The sequence below is a fragment of the Saccharothrix saharensis genome, assembly GCF_006716745.1.
GTDB lineage: Bacteria > Actinomycetota > Actinomycetes > Mycobacteriales > Pseudonocardiaceae > Actinosynnema > Actinosynnema saharense.
Window position 1 is genome coordinate 4,379,029 of sequence record NZ_VFPP01000001.1, and the last position, 24,475, is coordinate 4,403,503.

The 24,475-nt window shown below is 73.6% G+C and carries 21 protein-coding genes and 1 riboswitch; of the genes, 11 read left to right on the plus strand and 10 right to left on the minus strand.

Going from position 1 to position 24,475, the window contains the following annotated elements:
- Together thiS and thiO are read right to left on the minus strand one after the other, a co-directional pair.
- Nucleotides 1-201, minus strand: coding sequence for a sulfur carrier protein ThiS (thiS, locus tag FHX81_RS19060; protein WP_141979452.1), 201 nt, complete (start codon nt 199-201; stop codon nt 1-3).
- On the minus strand, nt 198-1,205 hold the full coding sequence (gene thiO / locus FHX81_RS19065; protein WP_281291738.1) for a glycine oxidase ThiO: 1,008 nt from the start codon (nt 1,203-1,205) through the stop codon (nt 198-200). Before thiO ends, thiS begins: the two co-directional genes overlap by 4 nt.
- Nucleotides 1,191-1,302, minus strand: a riboswitch (TPP riboswitch). Its footprint overlaps the gene before it by 15 nt.
- 44 nt (nt 1,303-1,346) lie before the next feature.
- Between thiO and thiE the strand changes: the two genes are divergently transcribed.
- Both thiE and FHX81_RS19075 read left to right on the plus strand, forming a co-directional pair.
- Complete coding sequence (gene thiE, locus FHX81_RS19070; protein ID WP_141979453.1) at nt 1,347-2,006, plus strand: thiamine phosphate synthase; 660 nt, start codon at nt 1,347-1,349, stop codon at nt 2,004-2,006.
- Entirely contained in the window at nt 2,006-2,761 is a 756-nt protein-coding gene (locus tag FHX81_RS19075) for a dioxygenase family protein (protein WP_211363831.1), read from the plus strand. The genes thiE and FHX81_RS19075 overlap by 1 nt, the downstream gene beginning before the upstream one ends.
- A 95-nt stretch (nt 2,762-2,856) precedes the next feature.
- On the opposite strand, the gene FHX81_RS19080 is transcribed toward FHX81_RS19075, so the two are convergent.
- On the minus strand, nt 2,857-4,020 hold the full coding sequence (locus tag FHX81_RS19080) for a S1 family peptidase (RefSeq protein ID WP_141979455.1): 1,164 nt from the start codon (nt 4,018-4,020) through the stop codon (nt 2,857-2,859).
- A 530-nt stretch (nt 4,021-4,550) separates the two neighbouring features.
- Here FHX81_RS19080 and FHX81_RS19085 point away from each other — a divergent pair.
- Nucleotides 4,551-5,474, plus strand: a complete 924-nt coding sequence (locus tag FHX81_RS19085; RefSeq protein WP_141979456.1) for a threonine ammonia-lyase — start codon at nt 4,551-4,553, stop codon at nt 5,472-5,474.
- Nucleotide 5,475: 1 nt separating this feature from the next.
- Here the strand turns inward: FHX81_RS19085 and FHX81_RS19090 are convergent, their stop codons facing one another.
- Together FHX81_RS19090 and FHX81_RS19095 are read right to left on the minus strand one after the other, a co-directional pair.
- Nucleotides 5,476-6,924, minus strand: coding sequence for an MFS transporter (locus FHX81_RS19090; protein ID WP_141979457.1), 1,449 nt, complete (start codon nt 6,922-6,924; stop codon nt 5,476-5,478).
- A gap of 457 nt (nt 6,925-7,381) precedes the next feature.
- Nucleotides 7,382-8,140: a GntR family transcriptional regulator gene (locus FHX81_RS19095; RefSeq protein WP_141979458.1), complete on the minus strand. Its 759-nt coding sequence runs from the start codon at nt 8,138-8,140 to the stop codon at nt 7,382-7,384.
- Nucleotides 8,141-8,381: 241 nt separating this feature from the next.
- Here FHX81_RS19095 and FHX81_RS19100 point away from each other — a divergent pair, with 241 nt between their 5' ends.
- The 5 genes from FHX81_RS19100 to FHX81_RS19120 are packed head-to-tail and all read left to right on the plus strand — an operon-like array spanning nt 8,382 to nt 14,006.
- A complete protein-coding gene (locus FHX81_RS19100; protein WP_141979459.1) occupies nt 8,382-9,665 on the plus strand; it encodes a sugar ABC transporter substrate-binding protein in 1,284 nt (427 codons plus the stop codon).
- A 7-nt stretch (nt 9,666-9,672) separates the two neighbouring features.
- Nucleotides 9,673-10,662, plus strand: a complete 990-nt coding sequence (locus FHX81_RS19105) for a carbohydrate ABC transporter permease (protein WP_141979460.1) — start codon at nt 9,673-9,675, stop codon at nt 10,660-10,662.
- The gene (locus tag FHX81_RS19110) at nt 10,659-11,498 is read left to right on the plus strand and encodes a carbohydrate ABC transporter permease (RefSeq protein WP_246107884.1); all 840 of its coding nucleotides are present in this window, start codon (nt 10,659-10,661) and stop codon (nt 11,496-11,498) included. The genes FHX81_RS19105 and FHX81_RS19110 overlap by 4 nt, the downstream gene beginning before the upstream one ends.
- A 5-nt stretch (nt 11,499-11,503) precedes the next feature.
- Nucleotides 11,504-12,919 carry a glycoside hydrolase family 3 protein gene (locus tag FHX81_RS19115; RefSeq protein ID WP_141979461.1) on the plus strand — a complete coding sequence of 472 codons (1,416 nt, stop codon included), beginning with the start codon at nt 11,504-11,506 and terminating at the stop codon, nt 12,917-12,919.
- A gap of 43 nt (nt 12,920-12,962) precedes the next feature.
- On the plus strand, nt 12,963-14,006 hold the full coding sequence (locus FHX81_RS19120) for an SIS domain-containing protein (protein WP_141979462.1): 1,044 nt from the start codon (nt 12,963-12,965) through the stop codon (nt 14,004-14,006).
- Between the two features lie 101 nt (nt 14,007-14,107).
- On the opposite strand, the gene nagA is transcribed toward FHX81_RS19120, so the two are convergent.
- Nucleotides 14,108-15,307, minus strand: coding sequence for an N-acetylglucosamine-6-phosphate deacetylase (gene nagA, locus FHX81_RS19125; RefSeq protein ID WP_141979463.1), 1,200 nt, complete (start codon nt 15,305-15,307; stop codon nt 14,108-14,110).
- Between the two features lie 193 nt (nt 15,308-15,500).
- Between nagA and FHX81_RS19130 the strand changes: the two genes are divergently transcribed.
- A complete protein-coding gene (locus FHX81_RS19130; protein ID WP_141979464.1) occupies nt 15,501-16,175 on the plus strand; it encodes a FadR/GntR family transcriptional regulator in 675 nt (224 codons plus the stop codon).
- 25 nt (nt 16,176-16,200) lie between these two features.
- Here the strand turns inward: FHX81_RS19130 and FHX81_RS19135 are convergent, their stop codons facing one another.
- Genes FHX81_RS19135 through FHX81_RS19150 form a run of 4 tightly spaced genes read right to left on the minus strand, consistent with a single transcriptional unit; the run spans nt 16,201 to nt 20,025 of the window.
- Complete coding sequence (locus FHX81_RS19135; protein WP_141984016.1) at nt 16,201-17,112, minus strand: aldo/keto reductase; 912 nt, start codon at nt 17,110-17,112, stop codon at nt 16,201-16,203.
- 2 nt (nt 17,113-17,114) lie between these two features.
- On the minus strand, nt 17,115-17,867 hold the full coding sequence (locus FHX81_RS19140; RefSeq protein ID WP_141979465.1) for an SDR family NAD(P)-dependent oxidoreductase: 753 nt from the start codon (nt 17,865-17,867) through the stop codon (nt 17,115-17,117).
- The gene (locus FHX81_RS19145; protein WP_141979466.1) at nt 17,864-19,171 is read right to left on the minus strand and encodes an enolase C-terminal domain-like protein; all 1,308 of its coding nucleotides are present in this window, start codon (nt 19,169-19,171) and stop codon (nt 17,864-17,866) included. The genes FHX81_RS19140 and FHX81_RS19145 overlap by 4 nt, the downstream gene beginning before the upstream one ends.
- The gene (locus FHX81_RS19150; RefSeq protein ID WP_141979467.1) at nt 19,171-20,025 is read right to left on the minus strand and encodes a fumarylacetoacetate hydrolase family protein; all 855 of its coding nucleotides are present in this window, start codon (nt 20,023-20,025) and stop codon (nt 19,171-19,173) included. Before FHX81_RS19150 ends, FHX81_RS19145 begins: the two co-directional genes overlap by 1 nt.
- Nucleotides 20,026-20,136: 111 nt before the next feature.
- Between FHX81_RS19150 and FHX81_RS19155 the strand changes: the two genes are divergently transcribed.
- Together FHX81_RS19155 and FHX81_RS19160 are read left to right on the plus strand one after the other, a co-directional pair.
- Nucleotides 20,137-23,328, plus strand: coding sequence for a S8 family peptidase (locus tag FHX81_RS19155; protein WP_141979468.1), 3,192 nt, complete (start codon nt 20,137-20,139; stop codon nt 23,326-23,328).
- Nucleotides 23,329-23,418: 90 nt separating this feature from the next.
- Nucleotides 23,419-24,351 (plus strand): N-acetylglucosamine kinase, encoded by a 933-nt coding sequence (locus tag FHX81_RS19160; RefSeq protein ID WP_141979469.1) that lies wholly within the window; start codon nt 23,419-23,421, stop codon nt 24,349-24,351.
- Nucleotides 24,352-24,475 lie beyond the last annotated feature (124 nt).

The following is a 24,475-nucleotide window of genomic DNA, read 5'->3' on the forward strand; positions in this document are numbered from 1 at the left end:
TCACCCTCCCTGCACGGCGGTCAGCACCTCGACCGCGGCCCCGTCCGGCACGACGGTCGTCGCCCACGCCGCGCGCGGCACGACCTCGCCGTCCAGCGCGACCGCGACACCCCGGGGCGGCGCGTCGAGCAGCGCGAGCACGGCGGCGACGGTGGACCCGTCGGCCAGTTCCCGCTCCAGACCGTTGACCTTCGCCTTCACCGGTTGTTCCCTCCTTCGCCGAGCAGGTCGAGCACCCGCCGCGCCGTGACGGGCGCGAGCAGCAGGCCGTTGCGGTGGTGGCCGGTGGCGGCCAGCACGCCGGGTTCGAGCCACTTCACGACCGGCGCGTTGTCGGGGCTGCCCGCGCGGAACCCGGCGGCGGCCTCGGTCAGCGCGTACTCGGCGATGCCCGGCCACACCACCTCGGCGTCGCGCAGCAGGTCCCGCACGCCGCCGACGGTGACGTCGCCGTCGAACCCGGCCTCGTACTGGGTCGCGCCGAGCACGAACCCGCCCTCGCGCGGCACCAGGTAGACGGGGCGGCCGGACACCTGCGCGCGGATCGTGTGCCGGGGCGGCGGCAACGCGCCCGGCCGGGCCGACAGGCGCAGGATCTCGCCCTTCACCGGCCGGATCACGTCCCGCAGCGACGGGTGCAGGTCGCGGCTCCACGCGCCGGCCGCGATCACCGTCACGTCCCGGTCCTCGTCCGCTTCGTCGGCGAAGACGACGCCGTCGGCGGCGCAGGCCTCCCGCAGGGCGCGCAGCAGCGCCCGGTTGTCCACGGCCACGTCGCCCGGCACGGACAGTCCACTCCGGACCGACCCGAGACCGGGTTCCAGCGCCCGCAGCTCGCGGCCCGTCACCTTCGACGCCGACCGGCCCATCCGCTCCAGGTAGGCGCGCAGCTGGTCCAGCACCTCGACGTCGGCCCGGTCGACCGCCACCGCCAACGTGCCCGCCGGGGTGAGCTCCACGCCGAGCGAGCGCGCGAACCCGGGCCACAGCTGCAACGACTCGACGCCGAGCGCCAGCACGTCCTCGTCACCCGGCCACGCCTCGGTGATCGGCGCGAGCATGCCGCCCGCGACCCACGAACCGCCGTGCGGCGACCCGCGGTCGACGACCCGCACGGCGTACCCGGCGCGGGCGGCGTACCAGGCCGCGGACAGGCCGATGACGCCACCGCCGAGGACGGTCACTCGCATTGCCAAGGCACTCACGCTCCCTGCGCCGGCATGACCCGGATCAGGTTCGACGGTCGGAGCGGACCACGCTCCCTCTCAGCCCGGTGTCCTCCAGGCTCCCGTGCGGACCTTCTCCACCGTAGCGCACGCGACGGCCCGCCGGTTACCGTGCCGCCCGTGCCAGGACTCGACGGAACGCGGATCAGGCGGCGGCTCGCCGACGCACGGCTCTACCTCTGCACGCCGGCGCGGCCCGACCTCGCCGAGTTCGCGGACGCCGCGCTCGCGGGCGGGGTGGACGTCGTGCAGTTGCGGGACAAGGGCTTGGAGGCCAGGCAGGAGATCGCCGCGCTGGAGGTGCTCGCGGAGGCGTGCGCGCGGCACGGCGCGCTGCTCGCGGTGAACGACCGCGCGGACGTGGCGCTGGCCGTGGACGCGGACGTGCTGCACCTGGGCCAGGACGACCTGCCGGTGCCGTCGGCCCGCCGGGTCGTCGGCGAGGACGTGGCGATCGGCCGGTCGACGCACGACGTCGGGCAGGCGCGTGCGGCGGCCGTCGAGCCGGGCGTGGACTACTTCTGCACTGGCCCGTGCTGGCCGACGCCGACGAAGCCGGGCCGTCCCGCGCCGGGGCTGGACCTGGTGCGCGCCACGGCGGGCACGACCGACCGGCCGTGGTTCGCCATCGGCGGCATCGACGCCGAGCGGCTGCCGGAGGTGCTGGCCGCGGGCGCGGAGCGGGTCGTGGTGGTGCGCGCCATCACGGAGGCCGAGGACCCGCACGCCGCCGCAGCATGGTTGAAACTTCAACTAAAGGGCGTACAGTCGTCGGCGTGATGCCCGTGCTGTACCTGGGCCACGGGGCTCCCCCGCTGGCCGACGACGAACGGTGGACCGGCGAGCTCAGGTCGTGGTCCGCGACGCTGCCGCGCCCCGGGTCGATCCTGGTCGTCTCGGCGCACTGGGAGAACGACCCGCTCACCCTGGGCGCGACCACGACCGTGCCGCTCACCTACGACTTCCGGGGCTTCCCCCGGCGGTACTACGAGGTGACCTACGACGCGCCGGGCGCGCCGGAACTGGCCCGCGAGGTCGCGGGGCTGGTCGGCCGGCCGGTGGCGCGCGACGAGGCGCGCGGGCTCGACCACGGCGCGTACGTGCCGCTGAAGGAGATGTTCCCCGAGGCGGACGTGCCGGTGCTGCAGATGTCGATGCCCAGCCTCGACCCGCGCGAGCTGTTCGACGTGGGCCGGCGGCTCGCGCCGCTGCGCGAGCAGGGCGTGCTGATCGTCGGCAGCGGGTTCATGACGCACAACCTGAGCTGCGTGGACATGTCCGTCGGCCCGGACTGCGCGCCGCCGTCGTGGTCGGCCGAGTTCGACGACTGGGCGGGCCGGGCGCTGGCCGCCGGCGACGTGGACGCGGTGCTGGACTTCGAGCGCAAGGCACCCGCCGCGGGCGTCGCGCACCCGCGCACCGAGCACTTCGCGCCGCTGTTCGTGTCACTGGGCGCGAGCGCCGCGCAGGAGGCCACGACCACCGTCGAGGGCTTCTGGTACGGGCTGTCCAAGCGGTCCGTGCAGTTCGCCTGACACACCTCCGGCACGAGGAACGCCCCCGGACCGACGGCCCGGGGGCGTTCTCGAAGCGGTGCGCGGCCCGCAGGGGCAACCGACCGCGCTCCAGGTCAGCCGCGGGTCAGGCTCAACCCGTAAGCCGACAGGATCTCGCCGACCGGCTGGAAGTAGGTCGTGCCGCCGGAGGAGCAGTTGCCCGAACCGCCGGAGGTCACGCCCTGGGCCTGGCTGTAGCCGGAGCCCGCGACCCACGAGCCGCCCGAGTCACCGGGCTCCGCGCAGGCGTTGGTGCGGGTCAGGCCGGACACCGTGCCCTGCGGGTAGTTCACCGTCGAGTTCTTCGCCTGGACGGTGCCGCAGCGCCAGCCGGTGGTCGAGCCGGAGCGGCAGATCGCCGCGCCGACCGCCGCCGAGGTGGAGCCGGTCACGGTGACGTTGGAGCCGTTGTAGCGGTTGACCCACGGCCGCGAGGTCCAGTTGGAGTTCGTCCGCACCCAGGCGTAGTCGTTGCCGGGGAAGGACGAGCCCGCGAAGGAACCCTGCGAGACGCGGTTGAAGCCGGTCGTCGCGTTGCCCACGCGCCCGCAGTGACCCGCGGTGACGAAACCGCCGCTGACCGCGAAGCCGACCGAGCACCGGCCGCTGCCGATGTAGTAGGCGTCGCCGCCGCGCGTGTCGTAGAGGGTCGTCGGGCTCTGGTCGACCTCGACCACCCGCACCGCCGGGCTGACCGACTTGGCCGCCGCCAGGAACGACTCCGCCGCCGCGTCGCGCTGCGAGCGGTTGACCTCGACCACGACCGAGTTCGTCTGCTCGTCGACCCGCCAGCCGGTGATCGACTTCGGCGCCGCCAGCGTGTCGATCGACGACTTCGCGCCGCTGAGCTGCTGGTGGGAGAAGGCCACGTACTTGGCGTCGGCGCCCGCGGCCTTCGCCGCGCCCGCCTTCGCCGGGTCGGCCACGGCGACGACCAGCTTGCCGGTCGCCTGGTTGATCCACGACCCCGCGTAGGCGCTGCCGACCGCGGACCGCACCGCGGACTCGACCTCACCCGCGCGGGCGTCGCTCGCCAAACGGGCGGTGATCTGTTCGGCGTTCAGGCCCAGGTCGCGTTGCACCGCTTGGAGCAACTCGGCGGGGTAGCTCTCCGTGTCGGCCGGGCTCGCGCCCTGGGGCGCGGCAGGCGCCGCGATGGCCGGTACGCTGAGAGCTGTAGCCGCGCCGACGGCAAGCAGGACGGCCGTCGCGTGGCGGACCGCACTCGTGCGGTTCATTAGGCGTCTCCCTCATCTTCGGGTGCAGGGAACCCGAGAGCCTGGTTGCAGGGACCGCTCTCGGGGGCTCTAGGGGGACGGGTGGTGGGGCGGCGGCAGGGGTCGCCCCACCCTCTTACTTCTCGCCCGGGTCGTCGCTCGGGCCCGCGAATCCGCCGCAGCGCCCAGTGAGGCGCACCGCGACAACCGCTCTCGCGCGTCTCGCATGGCACTCCTCCCCGGTCCCTACCGGCCAGTACTCGCCCGTTCGAGCGACGTTATGACTCCGTAACCTGTTACGGTCCGAGCCATCTGAGGGCGAAGTGTGTCACAGGACACGCCTATATGACTGCGCTGTGTAGCGTTTGACAGTTAACTCTCACTCAAGGTAGTGATTCGATCACCGATTCGGGCGGTTTTGCCAGATGTAAGCGATTCGGTGAAGCAAGCCACGGACGTGTGAATGTTGTTGGCCCGGGCGGGTGAGGCAGGAGGAGTTCCGGTAACCACCCGTGTAGTCGCGACACCGCCGCAGGGGTGAGGATCGACGCATGGGACTCGTCACGATCTCCGACATCCGGGCCGCCGCCGACCGCATCGTGGGCGCGGCGGTCCGCACTCCCCTGCTGCGGTTCGACGACGGGTTGTGGCTCAAGCCGGAGAGCCTGCAGCCCGTCGGCGCGTTCAAGATCCGCGGCGCCTACAACGCGCTGGCGCGGCTGCCCGAGGACGTGCGGGCGCGGGGCGTCGTCGCCTACTCCAGCGGCAACCACGCGCAGGCCGTCGCGTACGCGGCGAAGCTGTTCGGCGTGCCCGCGGCGATCGTCGTGCCCGACACCACGCCCCGGGTCAAGGTCGACGCGACCCTCTCGCACGGCGCGGAGGTCGTGCAGGTGCCCATGGCGCGGCGCGAGTCGCGGGCCGCCGAGCTGGTCGCCGAACGGGGCGCGACGCTGATCCCGCCGTTCGACCACCCGGACGTCATCGCCGGTCAGGGCACGGTCGGGCTGGAGGTGGTGGCCGAGCTGCCGGACGTGGCCGAGGTGCTGGTGCCGGTCAGCGGCGGCGGGCTGGTCTCCGGGGTGGCGGCGGCGGTGAAGGCGCTCAGCCCGGCCACGCGGGTGATCGGCGTGGAGCCGGAGCTCGCGGGTGACGCGGCCGAGTCGCTGCGGGTCGGCGCGCTGGTCCGGTGGCCCGCCGACGACCGGGCCCGCACGATCGCCGACGGCCTGCGCGCCGAGCCGTCCGAGCTGACGTTCGAGCACATGCGCGCTTACGTGGACGACATCGTGACGGTGTCCGAGGAGCAGATCGGCGCGGCGGTGGGCGTGCTGGCGCGGCGGGCGCGGCTCGTCGTGGAGCCCAGCGGCGCGGTCACCGTCGCCGCCCACCTCGCGCGACCGTCCGCCGGCCCGACCGTCGCCGTGCTGTCCGGCGGGAACGTCGACCCGGAGGTGTTCGCCCGGTACCTGTGAGTCAGTCGGGCAGGCGCGCGGGCGGGGCGTCGACGCCGCAGCTGTGGCACTCGGGCGCCGGTTTGAGCACGCGGTTGTCCGTGCCGAGGGCCAGCAGCCCGCCGACGATCGACGCGACCGCGCACACCAGCAGGGCCGTCCGCCAGCCCTCGGTGAGCGCGGCCGGGTCGGCGTACTGCGCGCCGGTCAGCCCCGCCACCGCGGGCAGCACGGCCACCGCGAGCAGGCTGCCGGTGCGGGCGACGGCGTTGTTCACGCCCGAGGCGACCCCCGCGTACCGGTCGGGCGCGGCGGCCAGCACGGTCGCCGTCACCGGCGCCACCACCGCCGCCAGGCCGAAACCGAACACCAGCAGGCCGGGCAGGACGTCGGTCCAGTAGCCGGCGCCCGGCTCGACCCGGCGCAGCAGCAGCATGCCGACACCGATCAGGACCGGTCCCCCGACGAGCTGGGCGCGCGGCCCGAAGCGCTGCGCCAGGCTGCCGGACCGCGCCGACAGCGCCAGCATGATCAGCGTGATGGGCACGCCGGCCAGGCCGGACGCCGTGGGCGAGTAGTGCAGCGACACCTGGAGCTGCAGCACCATCAGCACCATCACCCCGCCCAGGGCCGCGTAGACCAGGAACGTCAGGGCGTTGGACAGCACGAACGTCCGGTTGGCGAACAGTTGCGGCGGCACCAGCGGGTCGCTGCCCCGGCGTTGCAGCACCACGAACACCACCAGGCCGGCCACGCCGATCAGGCCCGCCGTGACGACGAGGGCGTCCGCGCCCCGGACCGGCGCTTCGACCAGCGCGCCCGTGACGCCCGCGAGGCCGACCGCGCCGACGACCGACTCGCCGACGTTCGGCCGGCCGGTGAGGGCGTCGTCACGGGACTCGGGCACGTAGCGGCGGGCCAGCCACACGCACGCCGCCGCGACCGGCAGGTTGATCAGGAACGCCAGCCGCCACGACCAGGCCTGCACGAGCAGCCCGCCCAGCAGCGGCCCGATCGCCGTGGCCACGCCGGACAGCCCGGACCACGCGCCGATCGCCCGTCCCCGGTCGGCGCGGACGAACACCGACTGCAGGATGGCCAGCGATCCGGGCGTGAGCAGCGCGCCGCCCACGCCTTGCAGCACGCGTGCGACGACCAGCAGTTCGGTGGTCGGCGCCACCCCGCACAGCAAGGACGCCGCGCCGAACCAGAGCACGCCGAAGGTGAAGACCCGCCGGCGGCCGTAGCGGTCGCCCAGGGAGCCGGCGATGAGGATCAGCGACGCCAGGGCGAGCAGGTAGCCGTCGAGGATCCACTGGAGGCCGGCGACGGACGCGCCGAGTTCCGCGCCGATGCGGGGCAGGGCGACGTTGACGATCGTGCTGTCGAGCATCGCCATGCCCGAGCCGAGGATCGTCGTCGCCAACACGGCCCTGGCCCGCCCGGTGCCCCACACCACTGTCTCGGTCACCGACTCATTCTGCGCCCCGGGTTGTCCACAGGCGGCGTGATCGGGCCGCGAACCGTCGGTCGGAGCCGGCAGTATCAAGAACAGGGGTCCCCCCGGGCGGGGGACGCCGGCTAAGCACTGCGAAGGTCGGTGGAGGTCGGCGAAGGTCGGTGGGGTGCGACGAGGAGCGGCCAGGCGCGGCAGAGTGCGGCAAGGCCCCGGCGGAGCGGAGTGCGCTGGTCAGCGGGCTGGGGCGTCGGGCACCGCGGCCGGCGCGTGATCGCCGGGGCAGGGCGACGAGGCGCAATCGGTGCCACGCCGGACCGTGCCTCGACCCGGTTCCCGACCCGATCCGCTGCTGACGCCGGTGACGTGACCCACCGGCGATCGGTGATCGCGCCGACCGGAGCCGGTGCCGGTCTCCCGACCCGGCCGCCACCCGACCCGTTCGCGGGTCGGGCCGGGTGACGTCGTGCGACTAGTCGGCGGGGCGGTTCAGGGTGGCCACGAACTTGTAGCGGTCGCCCCGGTACACCGAGCGCACCCACTCCACCGGGTTGCCCTCCGTGTCGAACGAGTGCCGCGACAGCAGCAGCATCGGCAGGCCGATGTCCGCGCCCAGCAGCTCGGCCTCCTCCGGCGACGCCAGCGCCGTCTCGATCGTCTCCTCGGCGTGTCCCATCTCGACGCCGAACCGCTCCCGCAGCACCTGGTACAGCGACGCGCCCGGCGCGAGGTAGCGCCGCAGGCCGCGGAACCGGCCCAGGGCCAGGTGCGTGGTCTCGATCGCCATCGGCTCGCCGTCGGCCAGCCGCAGCCGGTGCAGGCGCAGCACCTTCGCGCCCGCCCGCACGCCCAGCAGCCGGGCCAGCTCGGCCTCCGCGGGCATCTCCGACGCCTCGATCAACCGCGACGACGGCAGCCTGCCCTGCGCCTTCATGTCCTCTGTGTACGACGACAGCTGGAGCCGTTGCGCCACCTTGGGTTCCGCCGCGAACGTGCCCTTGCCCTGCACGCGCAGCAACCGACCCTCCACGGTCAGTTCGGCAAGCGCTTGCCGCACCGTCGTGCGCGACACGTCGAACTCCGCCGCCAGCGAGCGCTCCGTCGGGATCGGCGATCCGGGCGGCAACGCGCGCAGCAGGTCGAGCAGGTGCCGCTTGAGTCCCCAGTACTTCGGCTCGCGCTGCGCGCGAGTCCTGGCGTCCACGCCAGTCGCAGGGCTCGTCTCGAGCATGCCTTCCTCCTCGCCCCTTGCCAGCCGACCTTGCCAGCGCTCCCAGACACAGGATGCCTTGTCCTCCCCGGATCGTGCGCCCGAACCCCCGACAACGGCCGAAAAATGATCCGATGACTTTGCAACGGTCCAGCAACGGCCTTGACATGCCCTGTGGCGAGGCACACTCTAGGCCGCATTGGTCTACACCACTTTGGCGTTCCGGTCGTTGGGATCGGGGCATGGGGAAAGGGCGCACAACGTGAAGGGCTGGAGAGGACTGGCCGTAGGTGCCGCCGCAGTGGCGGTGGCCGTGGCCGGATGTGGCACGAGCTCCGACGGCGGCAGCGGCAACTCCGGAGAACCCAAGACGCTGACGGTGTGGTTGATGGACGGCTCGGCGCCGACCACCCTGACCGACGCGCTGAACAAGGAGTTCCAGGACGCGCACCCCGGCGTCACCGTCAAGTACGAAGTGCAGAAGTGGAACGGCATCCAGGAGAAGCTGACCACCGCGCTGACCAGCAACAACCCGCCGGACGTGATCGAGCTGGGCAACACCCAGACGGCGAAGTTCGCGGCCGAGGAGACGCTGACCGACCTCACCGCGGACGCCTCGGGCCTCAACGGCGACCAGTGGCTCGGCGGCCTCAAGGACTCGCTGACCTGGGACGGCAAGCAGTACGGCCTGCCGTTCTACGCCGCGAACCGCACGGTCATCTACCGGACCGACCTGTTCGAGGCCGCGGGCATCACCGCCGCGCCGACGTCGCGTGACGAGTGGGTCTCCGCGATCGAGAAGCTGAAGGCCGCCAACGCCGCGGACCCGGACTTCCAGCCGATCTACCTGCCCGGTCAGTCCTGGTACGTGCTGCTGTCGTTCATCTGGGACGAGGGTGGCGACGTGGCCGAGCCGCAGGGCTCCGCCTGGGCGGGCGCGGTGGACACCCCGCAGGCCAAGGCCGGCCTGGAGTTCTACAAGAAGCTGGTCGACACCTCCGGCACGAAGGCGCCGAAGGACGCCGACGAGGCCACGCCGCAGCAGATGGAGGTGTTCGCCACGGGCAAGGTCGGCATGATGATCGGCCTGCCGTGGGAGCTCGCGGGCGCGGTCAAGGCCAACCCGGACCTGAAGGAGAAGACCGGCGCGTTCCCGATCCCGTCGAAGACCGCGGGCAAGACGGCCCCGGTGTTCCTGGGCGGGTCCAACCTGGCCATCCCGGCCGGCAGCAAGAACGCCGACCTGGCCAAGGAGTACCTGAAGCTGCTGTCGTCCAAGAAGTACCAGGACATGCTGGCCGAGGGCGGCGCGGTGCCCGGCACCTCGACCGACACCACCAAGCTGGCCACCACGCCGATCGGCAAGGCGCTGGCCGAGTCCGCCCCGAACGGCAAGGTCACCCCGACCACGCCGTCCTGGGCCGCGGTCGAGGCGGGCCAGAACCCGCTGAAGGACATGCTGACCGCGTACCTGACCGGCGCGAAGCCGCTGGACCAGGCCACGGCCGACGCCAACGCCGCCCTGTCGAAGACGCTGGGCGGATGACGATCGGATGACGGCCGTGCACACGACCGACGCCGCGGTGCCGACGAACTCCTCGTCGGCACCGCGGCGTGCCGCACCGGACGGCGCGCCGCGCCGTCGGGGCAGCGCCTTCGACCGGGCGCTGCCCTACCTGCTGTTGGCCCCCGCCGTGGTGGCCATCCTCTGGCTGATCGGTTGGCCCGTCCTCTCCGTCCTGGTGACCAGCTTCCGCAAGCTGAACCTGCGCGAGCTGACCCGCGGCGAGGTCGTGTGGACCGGTCTGGACAACTACACCGAGATCCTGGGCGACCCCGACTTCTGGGCCATCGCGGCGCGCACCGTGGTGTTCACCGGCGTCGTGGTCGTCGTGTCGGTCCTCGCGGGTCTGCTGATCGCGCTGCTGATGCGGCAGATCAGCCCGGTCGTGCGGATCGCGTTGCAGGTCGCGTTGCTGCTGGCGTGGGCGATGCCGCTGCTCGCGGCCACCACGGTCTACCAGTGGATCTTCGACCAGCAGTACGGGATCCTGAACAAGACGCTGGTCCAGCTCGGGTTCGACTCGTTCGCCGGGTTCTCCTGGTTCTCCACCGGCACGTCCACGCTGGGCGTGATCGGGCTGCTGATCGTGTGGCAGGCGATCCCGTTCCTGGCGTTCTCGCTCTACGCCGGCGCCATCGGGATCCCGAAGGACCAGTACGAGGCGGCGGGCATCGACGGCGCGTCGGCGTGGCAGACGTTCCGCGCCGTGACGTGGCCGGAGCTGCGGCCGCTGCTGCTGATGGTGACGTTCCTGTCGCTGCTGTGGGACTTCAAGGTGTTCGCCCAGGTCTGGGCGATGCGCCAGGGCGGCCCGGACGGCGGCAGCACCACGTTGCCCGTCTACCAGTACCTGGAGGGCATCTCCAAGAGCCACTTCGGGGTGGCGGCGGCGGTGTCCGTGGTGATGGTCGCGCTGCTGGCGCTGCTGACCGCGCAGTACCTGCGCAGGCTGGTCCGTTCCCAGGAGGGCGAGCTGTGAAGGCCAAGAAGGTGTCCGACGCCAAGAAGGTCACGGGGAACGTCGTCGCGGTGGTCGTGGCGCTGTTCTTCGCGTTCCCGACGTACTGGATGGTCGCGACCGCGCTCAAGCCGCGCAAGGACATGCTGACCAGCGATTACGACCTGATCCCGTTCTCCGTGACGGGCTCGAACTTCGCCACCGCGTGGGCGAAGCCGGGGTTCCTCAGCTCCCTGGGCAACAGCCTCATGGTGTCGTTGAGCGCGGTGGCGGCGGCGGTCGTCATCGGCCTGCTCGCGGCGCTGGCGCTGTCCCGGATGCGGTTCCGGGGCCGCAAGGGCTTCGTGATGATGCTGCTGGTGGCGCAGATGGCGCCGTTCGAGGCGCTGCTGATCCCGATGTTCCTGATGATGCGGGACCTGGACATGCTGGACCGGCTGCCCACGCTGACGCTGATCTACTTCGCGGTCACGCTGCCGTTCTGCGCGTGGACGCTGCGCGGGTTCGTCAACGGCATCCCGCTGGAGCTCGAAGAGGCGGCGATGGTCGACGGCTGCGGCCGGTGGGGCGCGTTCCGCCGCGTCACGCTGCCGCTGCTGGGCCCCGGCCTGGTGGCCACGTCGGTGTTCGCGTTCGTGACCGCGTGGAACGAGTTCCTGTTCGCGCTGTCGATGATCAACGACCAGGCCAAGCAGACCCTGCCGGTGTGGCTGTCGGGGTTCAAGACGGCGTTCGGCACCGACTGGGGCGGCACGATGGCCGCGTCCACGCTGTTCACCCTGCCGGTGCTGGTGTTCTTCCTGATCGTGCAGCGCAAGATGGTCACCGGCGTCACGGCCGGTGCGGTGAAGGGGTAGACCGCATGTCGTTGCACCGGCTCGCGTCGGGTGTGCTGCTGCCGGGGTTCCACGGGACCACCGCGCCGGACTGGCTGCTCGAGAGGGTGGCCGACGGGCTCGGCGGTGTCGTGCTGTTCGGGCGGAACGTGGTGGACGACGCCCAGGTCACGGCGTTGAGCGCGCAGTTGCGGGGTGTGCGCGCGGACGTGGTGATCGGCATCGACGAGGAGGGTGGTGACGTCACCCGGCTCGACGCGGGCGGCGGGTCGGAGGTGCCGGGCAACCACGCGCTGGGCGCGGCCGACGACCTGGGGCTGACCCGGGCGGTGGCGGCGTCGATCGGGGCGCGGCTGGCGGCGTGCGGGGTGAGCCTGAACCTCGCGCCGTCGGCCGACCTGGTGCTGACGCTGGACGACCCGGTGATCGGCGTGCGGTCGTTCGGGTCGGACCCGGCGGCGGCGGCCGGGCACGTGGCGGCGTTCGTGGAGGGGCTGCAGGCGGTCGGGGTGGCGGCGTGCGCCAAGCACTTCCCCGGTCACGGTGCGTCCACTGTGGACTCGCACGCGGCGCTGCCGGTGCTGCCGCGGACCACCGCGGAGCTGGCGGCGGTGGAGTTCGTGCCGTTCCGCGCGGCGGTGGCGGCGGGGGTGCGGTCGATCATGACCGGGCACCTGGTCGTGCCGGAGTGGGGCGACGCGCCCGCGACGCTGAACCCGCGGGCGGTGCGCGTGCTGCGGGAGGAGCTGGGCTTCACCGGGGCGGTCATCACCGACGGGCTGGACATGAAGGCCGTCGGCGGCGACCTCGCGGAGGGGTCCGTGCGGTCGCTGGCGGCCGGCGTGGACGCGTTGTGCCTGGGCGGGGAGCCGCTGGACGACGACGGGCTGCGGTGGCTGGTCGACAGCATCGTGGCGGCCGTGGAGTCGGGTGTGCTGCCGGTGGAGCGGCTGGAGGAGGCGGCACGGCGGACGGCCGCGCTGGGCGCCCCGGCGGCGGCCGTGGAGGCGCACGACCCGGACCTGGGGCTGGTGGCGGCCCGGCGGGCGCTGGAGGTGCGCGGCACGCTGCGGCTGTCCGGGCCGCCGGTGGTCGTGGACCTCGCGGTGGAGCCGTCGATCGCGGTCGGGGACGTGCCGTGGGGCCTCGGGCCGTACTTGGCGGAGCTCGTGCCGGGCACCTCGGTGGTGGCGTCGACGTCGGCGGACGAGATCGCGGCGCTGGCGGCCGGCCGCCCGGTGGTGGTCGTGACGCGTGAGGCACACCGCCACGCCTGGGCTCGCGAGCTGGTGTCGACACTCGGTACTATTGGTCTAGACCTCGTGCACGTCGAGACCGGCGTGCCGGGGCCGGACCTGGGCGCCGGCGCCCGCGTGGACACCCACGGCGGAGCCCGGGTCTGCCTGCGCGCCGCCGCCGAGCGCATCGCCGCCACCCTCTAGCACCCGAACCGACAGGCACCCGAACCGACAGGGGACAACTCCGATGACCGACCACCAGCCCGGCAGGCACATGGCGGCCGAGATCGACCAGCAGCCGGGGATCTTCGCCGACCTGCACGCCCGGCGGGACGCCATCGCCCCGGTCGCCTCGGTGATCGCCGAGCGCCGGCCGCGGTTCGTGCTGCTGGCGGCGCGCGGGTCCAGCGACCACGCGGCGCTGTACGCGAAGTACCTGACCGAGGTGCTGCTGGAGCTGCCCGCCGGGCTGGTGTCGCCGTCCACGACCACGCTGTACGGGGCTCAGCCTGACCTGCGGGACGTGCTGCTGGTCGCGGTGTCGCAGTCGGGCGGGTCGCCGGACCTGCTGGAGGTGACCGAGTCGGCGCGGGCGCGTGGCGCGTTGACGGTCGCGGTGACCAACACGGCGTCCTCGCCGCTGAACGGGGCGGCCGAGCTGTCGGTGGACGTCGGCGCGGGCGTGGAGCAGGCGGTGGCGGCCACGAAGACGTACTCGGCGACGTTGCTGGCGCTGTACCTGCTGGTGGACGCCATCCGGGGTGGTGACGGCGCGGCGGCGGCGCGGCTGGGCGACCTGGCCCGGGCGACGCTGGACTCGTCGGCGGACGCGGTGGCCGAGGCGGTGCAGCGGTACCGGTTCGTGGACCGGGTGCTGACGACCGGGCGCGGGTACTCGCTGCCCACGGCGCTGGAGTCGGCGCTGAAGCTGGCCGAGACGTCCTACCTGGCGGCGCGGGCGTACAGCGGGGCGGACCTGCTGCACGGGCCGGTGGCGGCGGTCGACGCGGAGACGGCCGTGCTGGCCGTGACCAGCGCCGGCAAGGGCGGTGACGCGCTGCACGACGTGCTGGACGCCGTGCACGGCCGCGGCGCCGACGTCCTGGCGGTCGGTTCGGCCTCGGACAAGGTCTCGGCCGCCCTGCGCATCCCGGTCCCCGAGACCGCGGAGGAGGTCGCCCCCATCCTGGAGATCCTCCCGGTCCAGCGCCTGGCCCACGGCCTGGCCCTGGCCCGCGGCGGCGACCCGGACAACCCCCGCGGCCTGAACAAGGTCACCCGCACCCGCTGACCCCCACGCGGGAGTCCTACGTCCGGAACACCTGAATCCAACGCCCGGAACGCGGAAGGGGCCCGGGGGAACACTCCCCCGGGCCCCTTCCGCCGCCGCCACTACTGGCCCGCGGCCGCCACGCCCACCGCGGCGCCCTCGAACGCCGCCTCACGGTCGAACGCGACCTCGCCGTCCACCCACACCTTGCGCGGACGCAGGTCGTCGTCCCACCAGACCAGGTCCGCCACCGCCCCGACCTCCAGACGGCCGAGCGTGGGCTCGCCGATCGCGTCGGCCGGGACGACGGTCGCCGCCGCCAGCGCGTCCGCCGGGTCCACGCCCACCGACACGATGTTGCGCACGGCCCGGTCCAACGTCAGCGCGCTGCCCGCGATCGTGCCCTCCGGCGACCGCGGCACGCCGTCCTCGGTCAGCAGCACGTCCGCGCCACCGAGCTGGTAGCGGCCCGGCGGCATGCCCGCGGCGGCCACGGCGTCCGTGACCAGCGCGACCCGGTGCCCGGCCGCGTTGAACACGAGCCGGCACACGTCCGGTCCGACGTGCGCCAGGTCCGCGATCAGGCCCAACGTGAACCGGTCGTCCACCAGCGCCACTCCCGGCACACCCGGCTCGCGGTGCCCGAGCGGTCGCTGGGCGTTGAACAGGTGCGTCACCATCCGCGCGCCCGCCTCGGCGGCGGCCCTGGTCTGCTCGCCCGTCGCGTCGCTGTGGCCGACCGCCACCAGCACGCCCGCCGCCGCCAGCCTGCGCACGGCGTCCATGCCGCCCGGCTGCTCCGGGGCGAGCGTCACCATGCGCAACGCGCGCCGCAGCACCTCGTCGGCCAGCAGCACGTCGATCTCGGCCGCGCCGGGCGGCACCATCAGCGCCGGGTCGTGGACGCCCGCGCGTTTCGGCGACAGGAACGGCCCCTCCAGGTGCACGCCGAGCGGCTTGGCGCCCGCGTGCGGCGGCAGGGTGGCCGACGCCGCCAGCACGGCGTGCGCCTGCCGCACGGCGACCGGCACCGGCGCGGTGATCAACGTGGGCAGGAACCGGGTCACCCCCGTTCGTGGGAGCGCTCTCGCCACCGCGGCCATGCCCTCGGGGTCCACCTCGGCGAAGTCGACCCCGACCGCCCCGTTGACCTGCACGTCCACCAGGCCCGGGGTGAGCAGGCCGTCGGTCAGCACCTCGGCGCCGTCGGGTGGTGAACCCGCGACGACCTCCACGATCCGGCCTGCGCTGATCCTCAGGCTGACGGGACCGGTGATGGTCCGACCGAGCAGTGCTCGCGGAGCTGCGACAACCGTGTCCAAGGTCCCTCCTCAAATGGTCCAGACCATTATGGCCGGAAGTGGCGGACGGCGTCACGTGTGGTTATAAGATAACCGAATAGAGTAAGATTGGGTTAATACTTCGCCGCGCGGCGGGGTTCGACGCGCGGCGCTTCGGCGTGGCCCATACTTGGCGCCAGACATCCGAGGTCTAGCTGACGAGTCGAGGGCCGCCGTGGCAGTTACCGACGACGCCATCCTGCGCGTCAAGGAGATGATCGTCTCGGGCGAGCTGAAGCCGGGCGACCGTCTGCCGCGCGAAGCCGACCTCGCCGGGCGCCTGGGCTTGTCGCGGAACTCGCTGCGCGAGGCGGTCAAGGCGTTGTCGCTGGTCAGGGTGCTGGACGTGCGGCAGGGCGACGGGACCTACGTGTCCAGCCTGCGGGCCGACGACCTGCTCGGCGCGCTGTCGTTCGTGCTGGACCTGCACCGCGGCGAGGACTCCGTGCTGGAGGTCCTGCAGGTGCGCCGCATCCTCGAACCGGCCGCGGCGGCGATGGCGGCGCAGCGGGTCGGACCGGAGGAGATAGCGGCGCTGCGGGCGTTGTGCGACGCCGCCGAGTCGGCCCGGTCGGTGGAGGAGCTCGTCGAGCACGACCTGGAGTTCCACCGCGCCGTCGCGCTCGGCTCGGGCAACGCCTACCTGGCCCAACTGCTGGACACGCTGGCCGGGCCGACCGTGCGCGTGCGCACCTGGCGCGGCATCACGCAGGGCGGCGCGGTCGACCGGACCGTCGCCGAGCACCGCGCGATCGTCGACGCCCTGGCCGCCCACCAGCCCGAACTGGCCCGCTCGTGGTCCACGGTGCACGTGGCGGGCGTCGAGCAGTGGCTGTCCGACCTGGCGTGACGCGGCCGGCCCGGACGGGGCGGGATCAGGGCAGGGCGGACCAGAGGGAGTCCGGCACGGGGGTCGACGCGGCGGCGGCGTTGGAGAGCATCTCGGCCGCCGTGCGGACGCCCAGGAGCACGGAGACGACCGCCGGGTGGCGGAACGGGAAGGAGACGGCCGCCTGCGGCAGCGTCACGCCGTGGCGGGCGCACACGGCGGCGATCCGCCGGGCCCGTTCCACCAGCGACGCGGGTGCGGCCCGGTAGTCGTAGGTGTCGCCGACCTCCGGCCGCGCCAGCAGCCCGGAGTTGAACACCCCCGCCGCGACCACCGCCACCCCGCGGGCCGCGCACAGGTCCAGCAGCGGCTCCCCGGTCCGCTCCAGCACGGTGTACCGCCCGGCCAGCAGCACCACGTCCAGGTCGGTCTCCCGGACGAACCGCGCGGGCATCTCCCACTGGTTCATGCCGACCCCGACCGCCCCGATCACGCCCTGCGACCGCAGCTCCAGCAACGCGGGCACGGCCTCCGACACGGCCTGCTCCCAGTGCGCGTCCGGGTCGTGCACGTACACCACGTCCACCCGGTCCAGCCCGAGCCGGTCCAAAGAGGACTCCAACGACCGCCGCACGCCGTCGGCGCTGAAGTCCCACCGCCGCCACGCCGTCGCGGGCACCGCGAACCCGTTCGCCCGGTCGTCGCCGTCGCCGAAGGCGGGCTCCAGCACCCGGCCGACCTTCGTGGACACCACGAACCCGTCCCGCGGCCGGTCCGCCAGGAACGCGCCGATCCGCCGCTCGGACAACCCGAGCCCGTAGTGCGGCGCGGTGTCGAAGTACCGCACCCCGGCGTCCCACGCGGCCTCCAGCGCGCCGAAGGCGTCCACATCGGACACCTCCGCGTACAGGTTGCCGATCGGGCCGCCGCCGAACCCCAGGCGGGACAGGGGGATCACGCTCACGCCTCCCTGGGCCGCAGCCGCAACCCCTGCATGCCGCCGTCGACCGCGAGGACGGTGCCGGCGGTGGAGCCGGAGAGCGGGCCGGCCAGGTAGGCGATGGCGCCCGCGACCTCGTCCGCCGAGACGAGCCGGCCGTGCGGCTGCCTCGCCTCCAACGCGGCACGCTCGGCGGCCGGGTCCGGCGCCGAGTCGAGCAGGCGGCCCACCCACGGGGTGTCCGCCGTGCCGGGGGCTACCGCGTTCACGCGGATGCCCTCGCGCACGTAGTCCGCGGCCATGGCCAGCGTCAACGCGTGCACCGCGCCCTTGCTCGCCGAGTACAGCGCGCGCTGCGGCAGACCGGCCCAGGCCGCGATCGAGCCGGTGTTCACGATCGCCGCCGACGGCGACCTGCGCAGGTGCGGCAGTGCGGCGCGGGCGACCCGGGCCATGCCGACCACGTTCACGTCCAGCACCCGGTGCCACTCGTCGTCCGGGTTCGCGGTCACGTCGCCCTGCGCGCCGACGCCCGCGTTGTTCACCAGCACGTCCAGCCGGCCGAACCGCTCGACCACCTCGTCGACCGCGGCGCGCACCGAGGCGTCGTCGGTCACGTCGGCCCTGATGCCGTGCACCGGCGGCTCGACCCGCGGGTCCAGGTCCAGCGCCACCGCGGTCGCGCCGCGTGCCGCCAGCAGCCGCGCGGTGGCCAGGCCGATGCCGGACGCGCCGCCGGTCACCACCGCGACCAAGCCCTCGAACTCGCTCACCGGCCCTCCTGTTCCGCCCACACCGGGCCGTCGGGGTAGCTGTAGTCGGTCACGGTCCGGTCGTGCAGCCGCGCAGAGAACCCCGGCTCGACGGGCGCGGCGTACCGGCCGCCGCGCACCACGGCCGGGTCGGTGAAGTGCTCGTGCAGGTGGTCGACCCATTCGACCACGCGGCCGTCGACGGTGCCGGAGACCGCCACGAAGTCGACCATCGCCAGGTGCCGGACCAGCTCGCACAGGCCGACGCCGCCCGCGTGCGGGCACACCGGCACGCCGAACTTCGCCGCCAGCAGCAGGATCGCCACGTTCTCGTTCACCCCGCCGACCCGGCACGCGTCGAGCTGCACCACGTCGACCGCCCCGGCCTGCAGCAACTGCTTGAACACCACCCGGTTCTGCACGTGCTCGCCGGTGGCGACCTTGATCGGGCGCACCGCCCGGGCGATCGCGGCGTGCCCCAGCACGTCGTCCGGCGAGGTGGGCTCCTCGATCCAGTACGGGTCGAACGGCGCCAGCTCGCGCACCCACTCGATCGCCGTGCCCACGTCCCACCGCTGGTTGGCGTCCACGGCGATGCGCACGCCGTCGCCGACCGCCTCGCGGGCCAGCCGCATGCGCCGGACGTCGTCCGCCAGGTCGCCGCCGACCTTCAGCTTGATCATGTCGAAGCCGTCGGCCGACGCCTGCCGCGCCAACCCGGCCAGCTTCTCGTCGGAGTAGCCGAGCCAGCCCGGCGACGTCGTGTAGGCCGGGTAACCGTCCCGGACCAGCGCGGCGGCCCGTTCGGCGCGCCCCGGCTCCGCGCGCCGCAGGATGTCCAGCGCCTCCTCGGGCGTGAGCGCGTCGGACAGGTACCGGAAGTCCACCAGGCCGACGATCTCCTCCGGCGCCATGCCGGACAGGAACCGCCACAGCGGCAGGCCCGCCCGCCGGGCGGCGAGGTCCCACGCGGCGTTCACGACCGCGCCCAGCGCCATGTGCGCGACGCCCTTCTCCGGCCCCAACCAGCGCAACTGCGAGTCGCCGACCAGGTCGGCGGACAGCGCGGCCAGGTCGGCGGCGGTCTCCGGGACGGGCCGGCCGACCACGTGGTGCGCCAACGACCGGATCGCGGCGGCCTGCACGTCGTTGCCGCGACCGATCGTGAACGCCAGCCCGTAGCCCTCCGGGCCGTTCGACGTGCGCAGCACCACGTAGGCCGCGGAGTAGTCCGGGTCGGGGTTCATCGCGTCCGACCCGTCCAGCTCCCGCGAGGTCGGGAACCGGATGTCCAGCACGTCCAGCGCGACGACCCGGTCCGCCATCACGCCTGCCCGAGCGTCTGCCGCTGCCGGCCGAGCCCGTCGATCTCCAGCTCCACCACGTCGCCCGCCTTCAGGTACGGCTTGGGCTCCGGTTGGCCGAGCGCCACGCCCGCCGGCGTGCCGGTGTTGATGACGTCACCCGGTCGAAGGACGAGGAACCAGCTCAGGTAGCGGACCAGCTCGGCCACCGGGAAGATCATGTTCTTGGTGGAGGAGTCCTGCCGCGGCACGCCGTTGACCCACAGCCGCAGGCCCAGCGCCTGCGGGTCGCCGACCTCGTCCGCGGGCACGAGGAAGGGGCCGAGCGGGTTGAACGTCTCGCAGTTCTTGCCCTTGTCCCACTGCCCTCCGCGCTCCAGCTGGAACTCGCGCTCGCTCACGTCGTGCGACAGGGCGTACCCGGCGATGCAGGTCAGCGCCTGCTCGGCGGAGTCGAGGTACCGGGCCGTGCGGCCGATGACCACGGCCAGCTCGACCTCCCAGTCCGTCTTCACCGAGCGGCGCGGCACCAGCACCTCGTCGTTCGGGCCGACGATCGTGTCGGGGGTCTTGAGGAACACGACCGGCTCCGACGGGATCGCCAGGCCGGTCTCCTCCGCGTGGTCGCGGTAGTTGAGACCGATGCAGACGAGCTTGCCGACGCCCGCGACCGGCGGTCCGATCCGCACGCCGTCGTCCACGACCGGGTGGAGTTCGCCGGCCGCCAGGGCGGCGCGCGTGCGGGCGATGCCGTCGTCGGCGAGGAACGCGCCGGTCACGTCGTCGGTCACCGGGGTCAGGTCGTACGTCACCCCGTCGTCGGCACGGACGGCGGGCCGTTCGGAACCCGACGGTCCCAGGCGCAGCAACTGCACGGCAGATCCTCCTCCACCACTCGATAGATCGGATGTATAGCGCTTGCTGACGGGACCGTCTAGAGGTTGTCCGGTTATTCGTCCGATGAATCCCGGTTACGAAGGGTCGCGATGAAACTCCACCGCGCGGTGTGGGCGTCCGCCGCCACCGCCGCACTGCTCGGCACGCTCCTCGTCGGCAACGCCTCGGGCGCCGACCGGCCCGCCAGACCCCTGCCGCCCGACCGCGCCGACCACTCGGGCGACGGGTCCTCCGAACGCGCGCTCGACCGCGCCAGAGGCCCGGTGACGGCGTTCGTCGAGCTCACCACCACCCCCGCCACGCAGGCGTACGGCGACGAGAAGGCACGCGGCGGCGACCCGGCCGCGGCGGCACGGGCGGCGCGGCGGCGCACCGACGCGCAGGCCGACCGGGTCCTGGCGGCCCTGCGCGGCCGGGACGCCGGCACCCGCGAGGTCGCCAAGACCCGCAACGCGGTCCCCGGCGTGCTCGTCAACGCCGACGCGGGCAGCCTGCGCGACCTGGCGGCGCTGCCCGAGGTCAGGTCCGTGCGGCTGACCGTGCCGAAGACCGTGCGCAACGCGGGCGCGGTGGAGCTCACCCGGGCCGCGCAGGTGTGGCGCGACACCGGCCGGTACGGCGAGGGCGTGCGCATCGGCATCGTGGACACCGGCATCGACTACACCCACGCCGACTTCGGCGGACCGGGCACCACCGCCGCGTACCAGGCCGTCGACCCCACCGCGCCGTGGACGCCCACCGCGAAGGTCGTCGGGGGCCACGACTTCGCGGGCGACGCCTACGACTCCGAGGACCCCGCGAAGGCCGTGCCCGTGCCCGACCCGAACCCGCTGGACTGCCACAGCCACGGCACGCACGTCGCGGGCACCGCCGCCGGGTACGGCGAGAACGCCGACGGGACCCCGTTCACCGGCGACCACTCCGCGTTGACGCCCGAGGACGTGGCCGGGATGAAGATCGGGCCGGGCGTCGCGCCCGGGGCGTCGCTGTACGCGCTGAAGGTGTTCGGCTGCACGGGCTCGACCGAGCTCGTCGGCCAGGCGCTGGACTGGTCGCTCGACCCGGACGGCGACGGCGACTTCGGCGACCACCTCGACGTGGTCAACCTGTCGCTGGGCAGCGACTTCGCCGGTCAGGACGACCCCGACAGCCTGTTCGTGCGCAAGGTCGTCGAGCACGGCGTGGTGGTCGTCGCGTCGGCGGGCAACGGCGGCGACTTCTACGACGTCGGCGGCTCGCCGGCGAACACGCCCGAGGCGCTGGCGGTGGCCAACACGCGGGACGCGTTCGCGCTGCTCGACGGCGTCGAGGTGGCGGGCGCGCGGCACGCCGGGCAGTACAGCAAGAGCTACACCGCCTACCCGGCGCTGGACGTGGCGCTGCCCGTCGTGCCGGTGTCCGACCCGGAGAACCTCGACGGGTGCGCGCCGATCACCGAGGACCTCAACGGCCGGTTCGCCTGGCTGGAGTGGGACGAGGACGACGCGACCCGCGAGTGCGGTTCCGCGGCGCGGACCGACAACGCCGAGGCGGCGGGCGCGGAAGGCGTGCTGCTCACCGCCACCAGCGACCACTTCAAGGCCGCCATCGCGGGCAACGCCGGCATCCCGGCGTTCCAGTTCACCCGCGCGTCCACCGAGGCGCTGCGGCCGGCGTTGACCGGGGGCACGCTCCGGGTGCGCATGCTCGGCTCGCTGCGCAACGCCGTGCCGACGATGACGCCGACCCTCGCCGACACGATCACGCCCTCGTCCTCCCGGGGATCGCGCGGCGCGGCGGCGGCGAAGCCCGACGTCGCCGCGCCCGGCGACACGATCCTGTCCGCGTCCTCCGGCACCGGCTCCGAAGCGGTGAGCATGGGCGGCACGTCGATGGCCGCGCCGCACGTCGCCGGTCTCGCCGCGCTGGTGCGCGAGACGCGTCCGGACTGGACGGTCGAGGAGGTCAAGGCCGCCATCATGAACACCGCGACCGGTGACGTGACCGACGGCGACGACCACACCACCGGCGAACCCGAGGCGCCGATGCGGGTCGGCGCGGGCCGGGTGGACGCGCTCGACGCGGTCGGCGTCGACCTGCTGGCCATGGTCGCCGACGACCCCGGCACAGTAGGCGTGTCGTTCGGGCCGGTCGAGGCCGGCGCACCGCTGACGGTCGGCAAGACCGTGGAGGTGGTGAACAAGTCGTCCCGGCCGCGCACCGCGCGGGTGTCCTACGAGGCCGCGACCACCGTGCCCGGCGCGCGGTTCGAGGTGTGGCCGCCGGTGCTCGTCGTGCCGCCGAACGGGACGGCGACGGTCGACGTGACGCTGACCGTGACGCCGGAGGAGCTGCGCAAGGTCGCCGACCCGACGATCGAGAAGGTGCAGGCGGGCGTGGCGCGGCAGTTCCTGGCCGAGGCGTCCGGGCGGCTGCTCGTGCGGTCCGGTGACCTGGCGCTGCGGGTGCCGGTGTACGCGGCCCCGAAACCGGTCGCCGACGTCGAGGCGGTCGACCGCGGTGACGGCACGGTCGAGCTGGGCGGGCGCGCGGTGGACCAGGGCGAGGGCGACGAGGCGTACCGGTCGCTGGTGAGCGCGTTCGAGCTGCACGGCTCCAGCCCCGAACTGGCGTCGTGCGGGGACGACGTGCAGACCGACTGCGCGGTGAACGGGTCGGCGCGCGGGGGCGACCTGCGGTACGTGGGCGCCGCGGTCGGTGACGGGATGCTCGCGTTCGGGGTCGTGACCTGGCACGACTGGGTCACGCTCGGCCTCGCGAACAGCCCCGTGGTGCGCATCGACACCACCGGCGACGGCGTGCCCGACTACACCGTGCAGGCCGTGAAGCCGAGTTCCGGCTTGGTGGTCACGGCGGACGTGTGGCTGGCGCGGACGGTGCGCGTGGCCGACGGCGCGGTCGTGGACGAGCAGCCGCTCAACGGCCGGTACGGCGACGTGGACACCAACGTGATGGACAGCAACGTGGTCGTGCTGCCGGTGGCGTTGACCGCGCTGGGCATCGACCCGGCGGCGGCGAGCGCGCCGTTGACCTACACGGTCGTGACGTCGGGGAACTACCCCGCGCCGGGCAACGCCGACGGGTTCGTGGACCGGATCCGCACGCCGATGGCGTTCGACCCGCTGCGGCCGGGGCTCGGCGTCGAGGGCGGCGTGTCGTTCGTGGCGGAGGCCGGCGCGGTGCTGCGGGTGCGGCCGGGGTCCGCGGTGGACGGCGGCCTGCTGTTCCTGCACCACCACAACGCTTCGGGCGACCGCGCGCAGGTGCTCGCCGTCCGTTGACGACCGCTTCCCGCCGGTCACGCAGAGCCAGGTCCGGCACAACCCGGTTGGGTGTGCCGGACCTCGTTCGTGCTGGGCATACTCGGGCGAATGGGTTTCGTGGTGGGTCTGGACGCGGGCGGCACGAGCACCCGGGCGTTGGTGCTCGACCTGGACGGCACCCGCCTCGGCGCCGGCGTCGCGGGTGGCGCGAACCCCAACTCGCACCCGCCGGAACTCGCCGCCGCCCACGTGCGGCAGGCGTTGACGGCGGCGTTGGACGGGCTGGACGCGGCGAAGGTCGAGTCGGGCGTGCTCGGCATGGCGGGGTCGAGCAAGCTGCTCAGCGACCCGGCGGTGGCGGCGTTGTTCGAGGCCGCGTGGGCGGGGGCGGGGCTGCGGTGCCCGATGCGCGTGATCACCGACTGCGAGGCGGCGTTCGCGACCGGCACGGCGTCACCGGACGGGACCGTGCTGGTGGCCGGGACGGGGTCGATCGCGGCCCGGATCGAGCACCACGAGCTGGTGTCGACGGCCGGCGGGTACGGCTGGCTGCTGGGTGACGAGGGGTCGGCGTTCTGGCTGGGCCGGGAAGCCGTGCGGGCGACGTTGCTAGCGTTGGAGCGGGACGAGGTGGACGAGCTGGCGGCCGCCGTGCTGGCCCGTGCGGACATCCCCGACGTGCCGCGCCGGGAGCGGTGGCGTCGCCTGATCACCGCGGCGAACGCGTCCGCGCCGATCGCCCTGGCCACCTACGCGCCGCTCGTGACGGCGCACGCCTCCGCACCGTCCGCCGACCGCGTCGTCACCGCCGCCGTGCGCGTCCTGGCCGACCTGGCCGAAGCCGCCCGCCCGGCCGAGGCCCGTTCGCCGATCGTCCTGATGGGCAGCCTGGTCCACGCACACCCCTTGGGCGCGCGCCTCAAGCGCGAACTGTCCACCCGCACCCCGGCTCCCGTCACCGTCGCCACCGAGGGCGCCGCCGGCGCCGCCTGGCTCGCCGCCGTCAAGATCCTGGGCCCCTCCGCCCCCCGCCCCACCTGACCCCCGTGTGCCGAACGCTCAAGTCCCGAGTGTCGAACGCTCAGCTCCCGAGTGTCGAACCTTCGGGACCCCTGAATTCAACGTTCAGGACAGCCCTCCCGGGTCCTGAGCGTTGAATTCAGGG

Bases quoted from the DNA above. Each gene is read 5' to 3' on its own strand.
- FHX81_RS19075 (WP_211363831.1), top strand. From the start codon at position 2,006: ATGCCCGTGCTGTACCTGGGCCACGGGGCTCCCCCGCTGGCCGACGAC.
- FHX81_RS19080 (WP_141979455.1), bottom strand. From the start codon at position 4,020: ATGAACCGCACGAGTGCGGTCCGCCACGCGACGGCCGTCCTGCTTGCC.
- FHX81_RS19085 (WP_141979456.1), top strand. From the start codon at position 4,551: ATGGGACTCGTCACGATCTCCGACATCCGGGCCGCCGCCGACCGCATC.
- FHX81_RS19095 (WP_141979458.1), bottom strand. From the start codon at position 8,140: ATGCTCGAGACGAGCCCTGCGACTGGCGTGGACGCCAGGACTCGCGCG.
- FHX81_RS19105 (WP_141979460.1), top strand. From the start codon at position 9,673: ATGACGGCCGTGCACACGACCGACGCCGCGGTGCCGACGAACTCCTCG.
- FHX81_RS19115 (WP_141979461.1), top strand. From the start codon at position 11,504: ATGTCGTTGCACCGGCTCGCGTCGGGTGTGCTGCTGCCGGGGTTCCAC.
- FHX81_RS19120 (WP_141979462.1), top strand. From the start codon at position 12,963: ATGACCGACCACCAGCCCGGCAGGCACATGGCGGCCGAGATCGACCAG.
- FHX81_RS19145 (WP_141979466.1), bottom strand. From the start codon at position 19,171: ATGGCGGACCGGGTCGTCGCGCTGGACGTGCTGGACATCCGGTTCCCG.
- FHX81_RS19155 (WP_141979468.1), top strand. From the start codon at position 20,137: ATGAAACTCCACCGCGCGGTGTGGGCGTCCGCCGCCACCGCCGCACTG.
- FHX81_RS19160 (WP_141979469.1), top strand. From the start codon at position 23,419: ATGGGTTTCGTGGTGGGTCTGGACGCGGGCGGCACGAGCACCCGGGCG.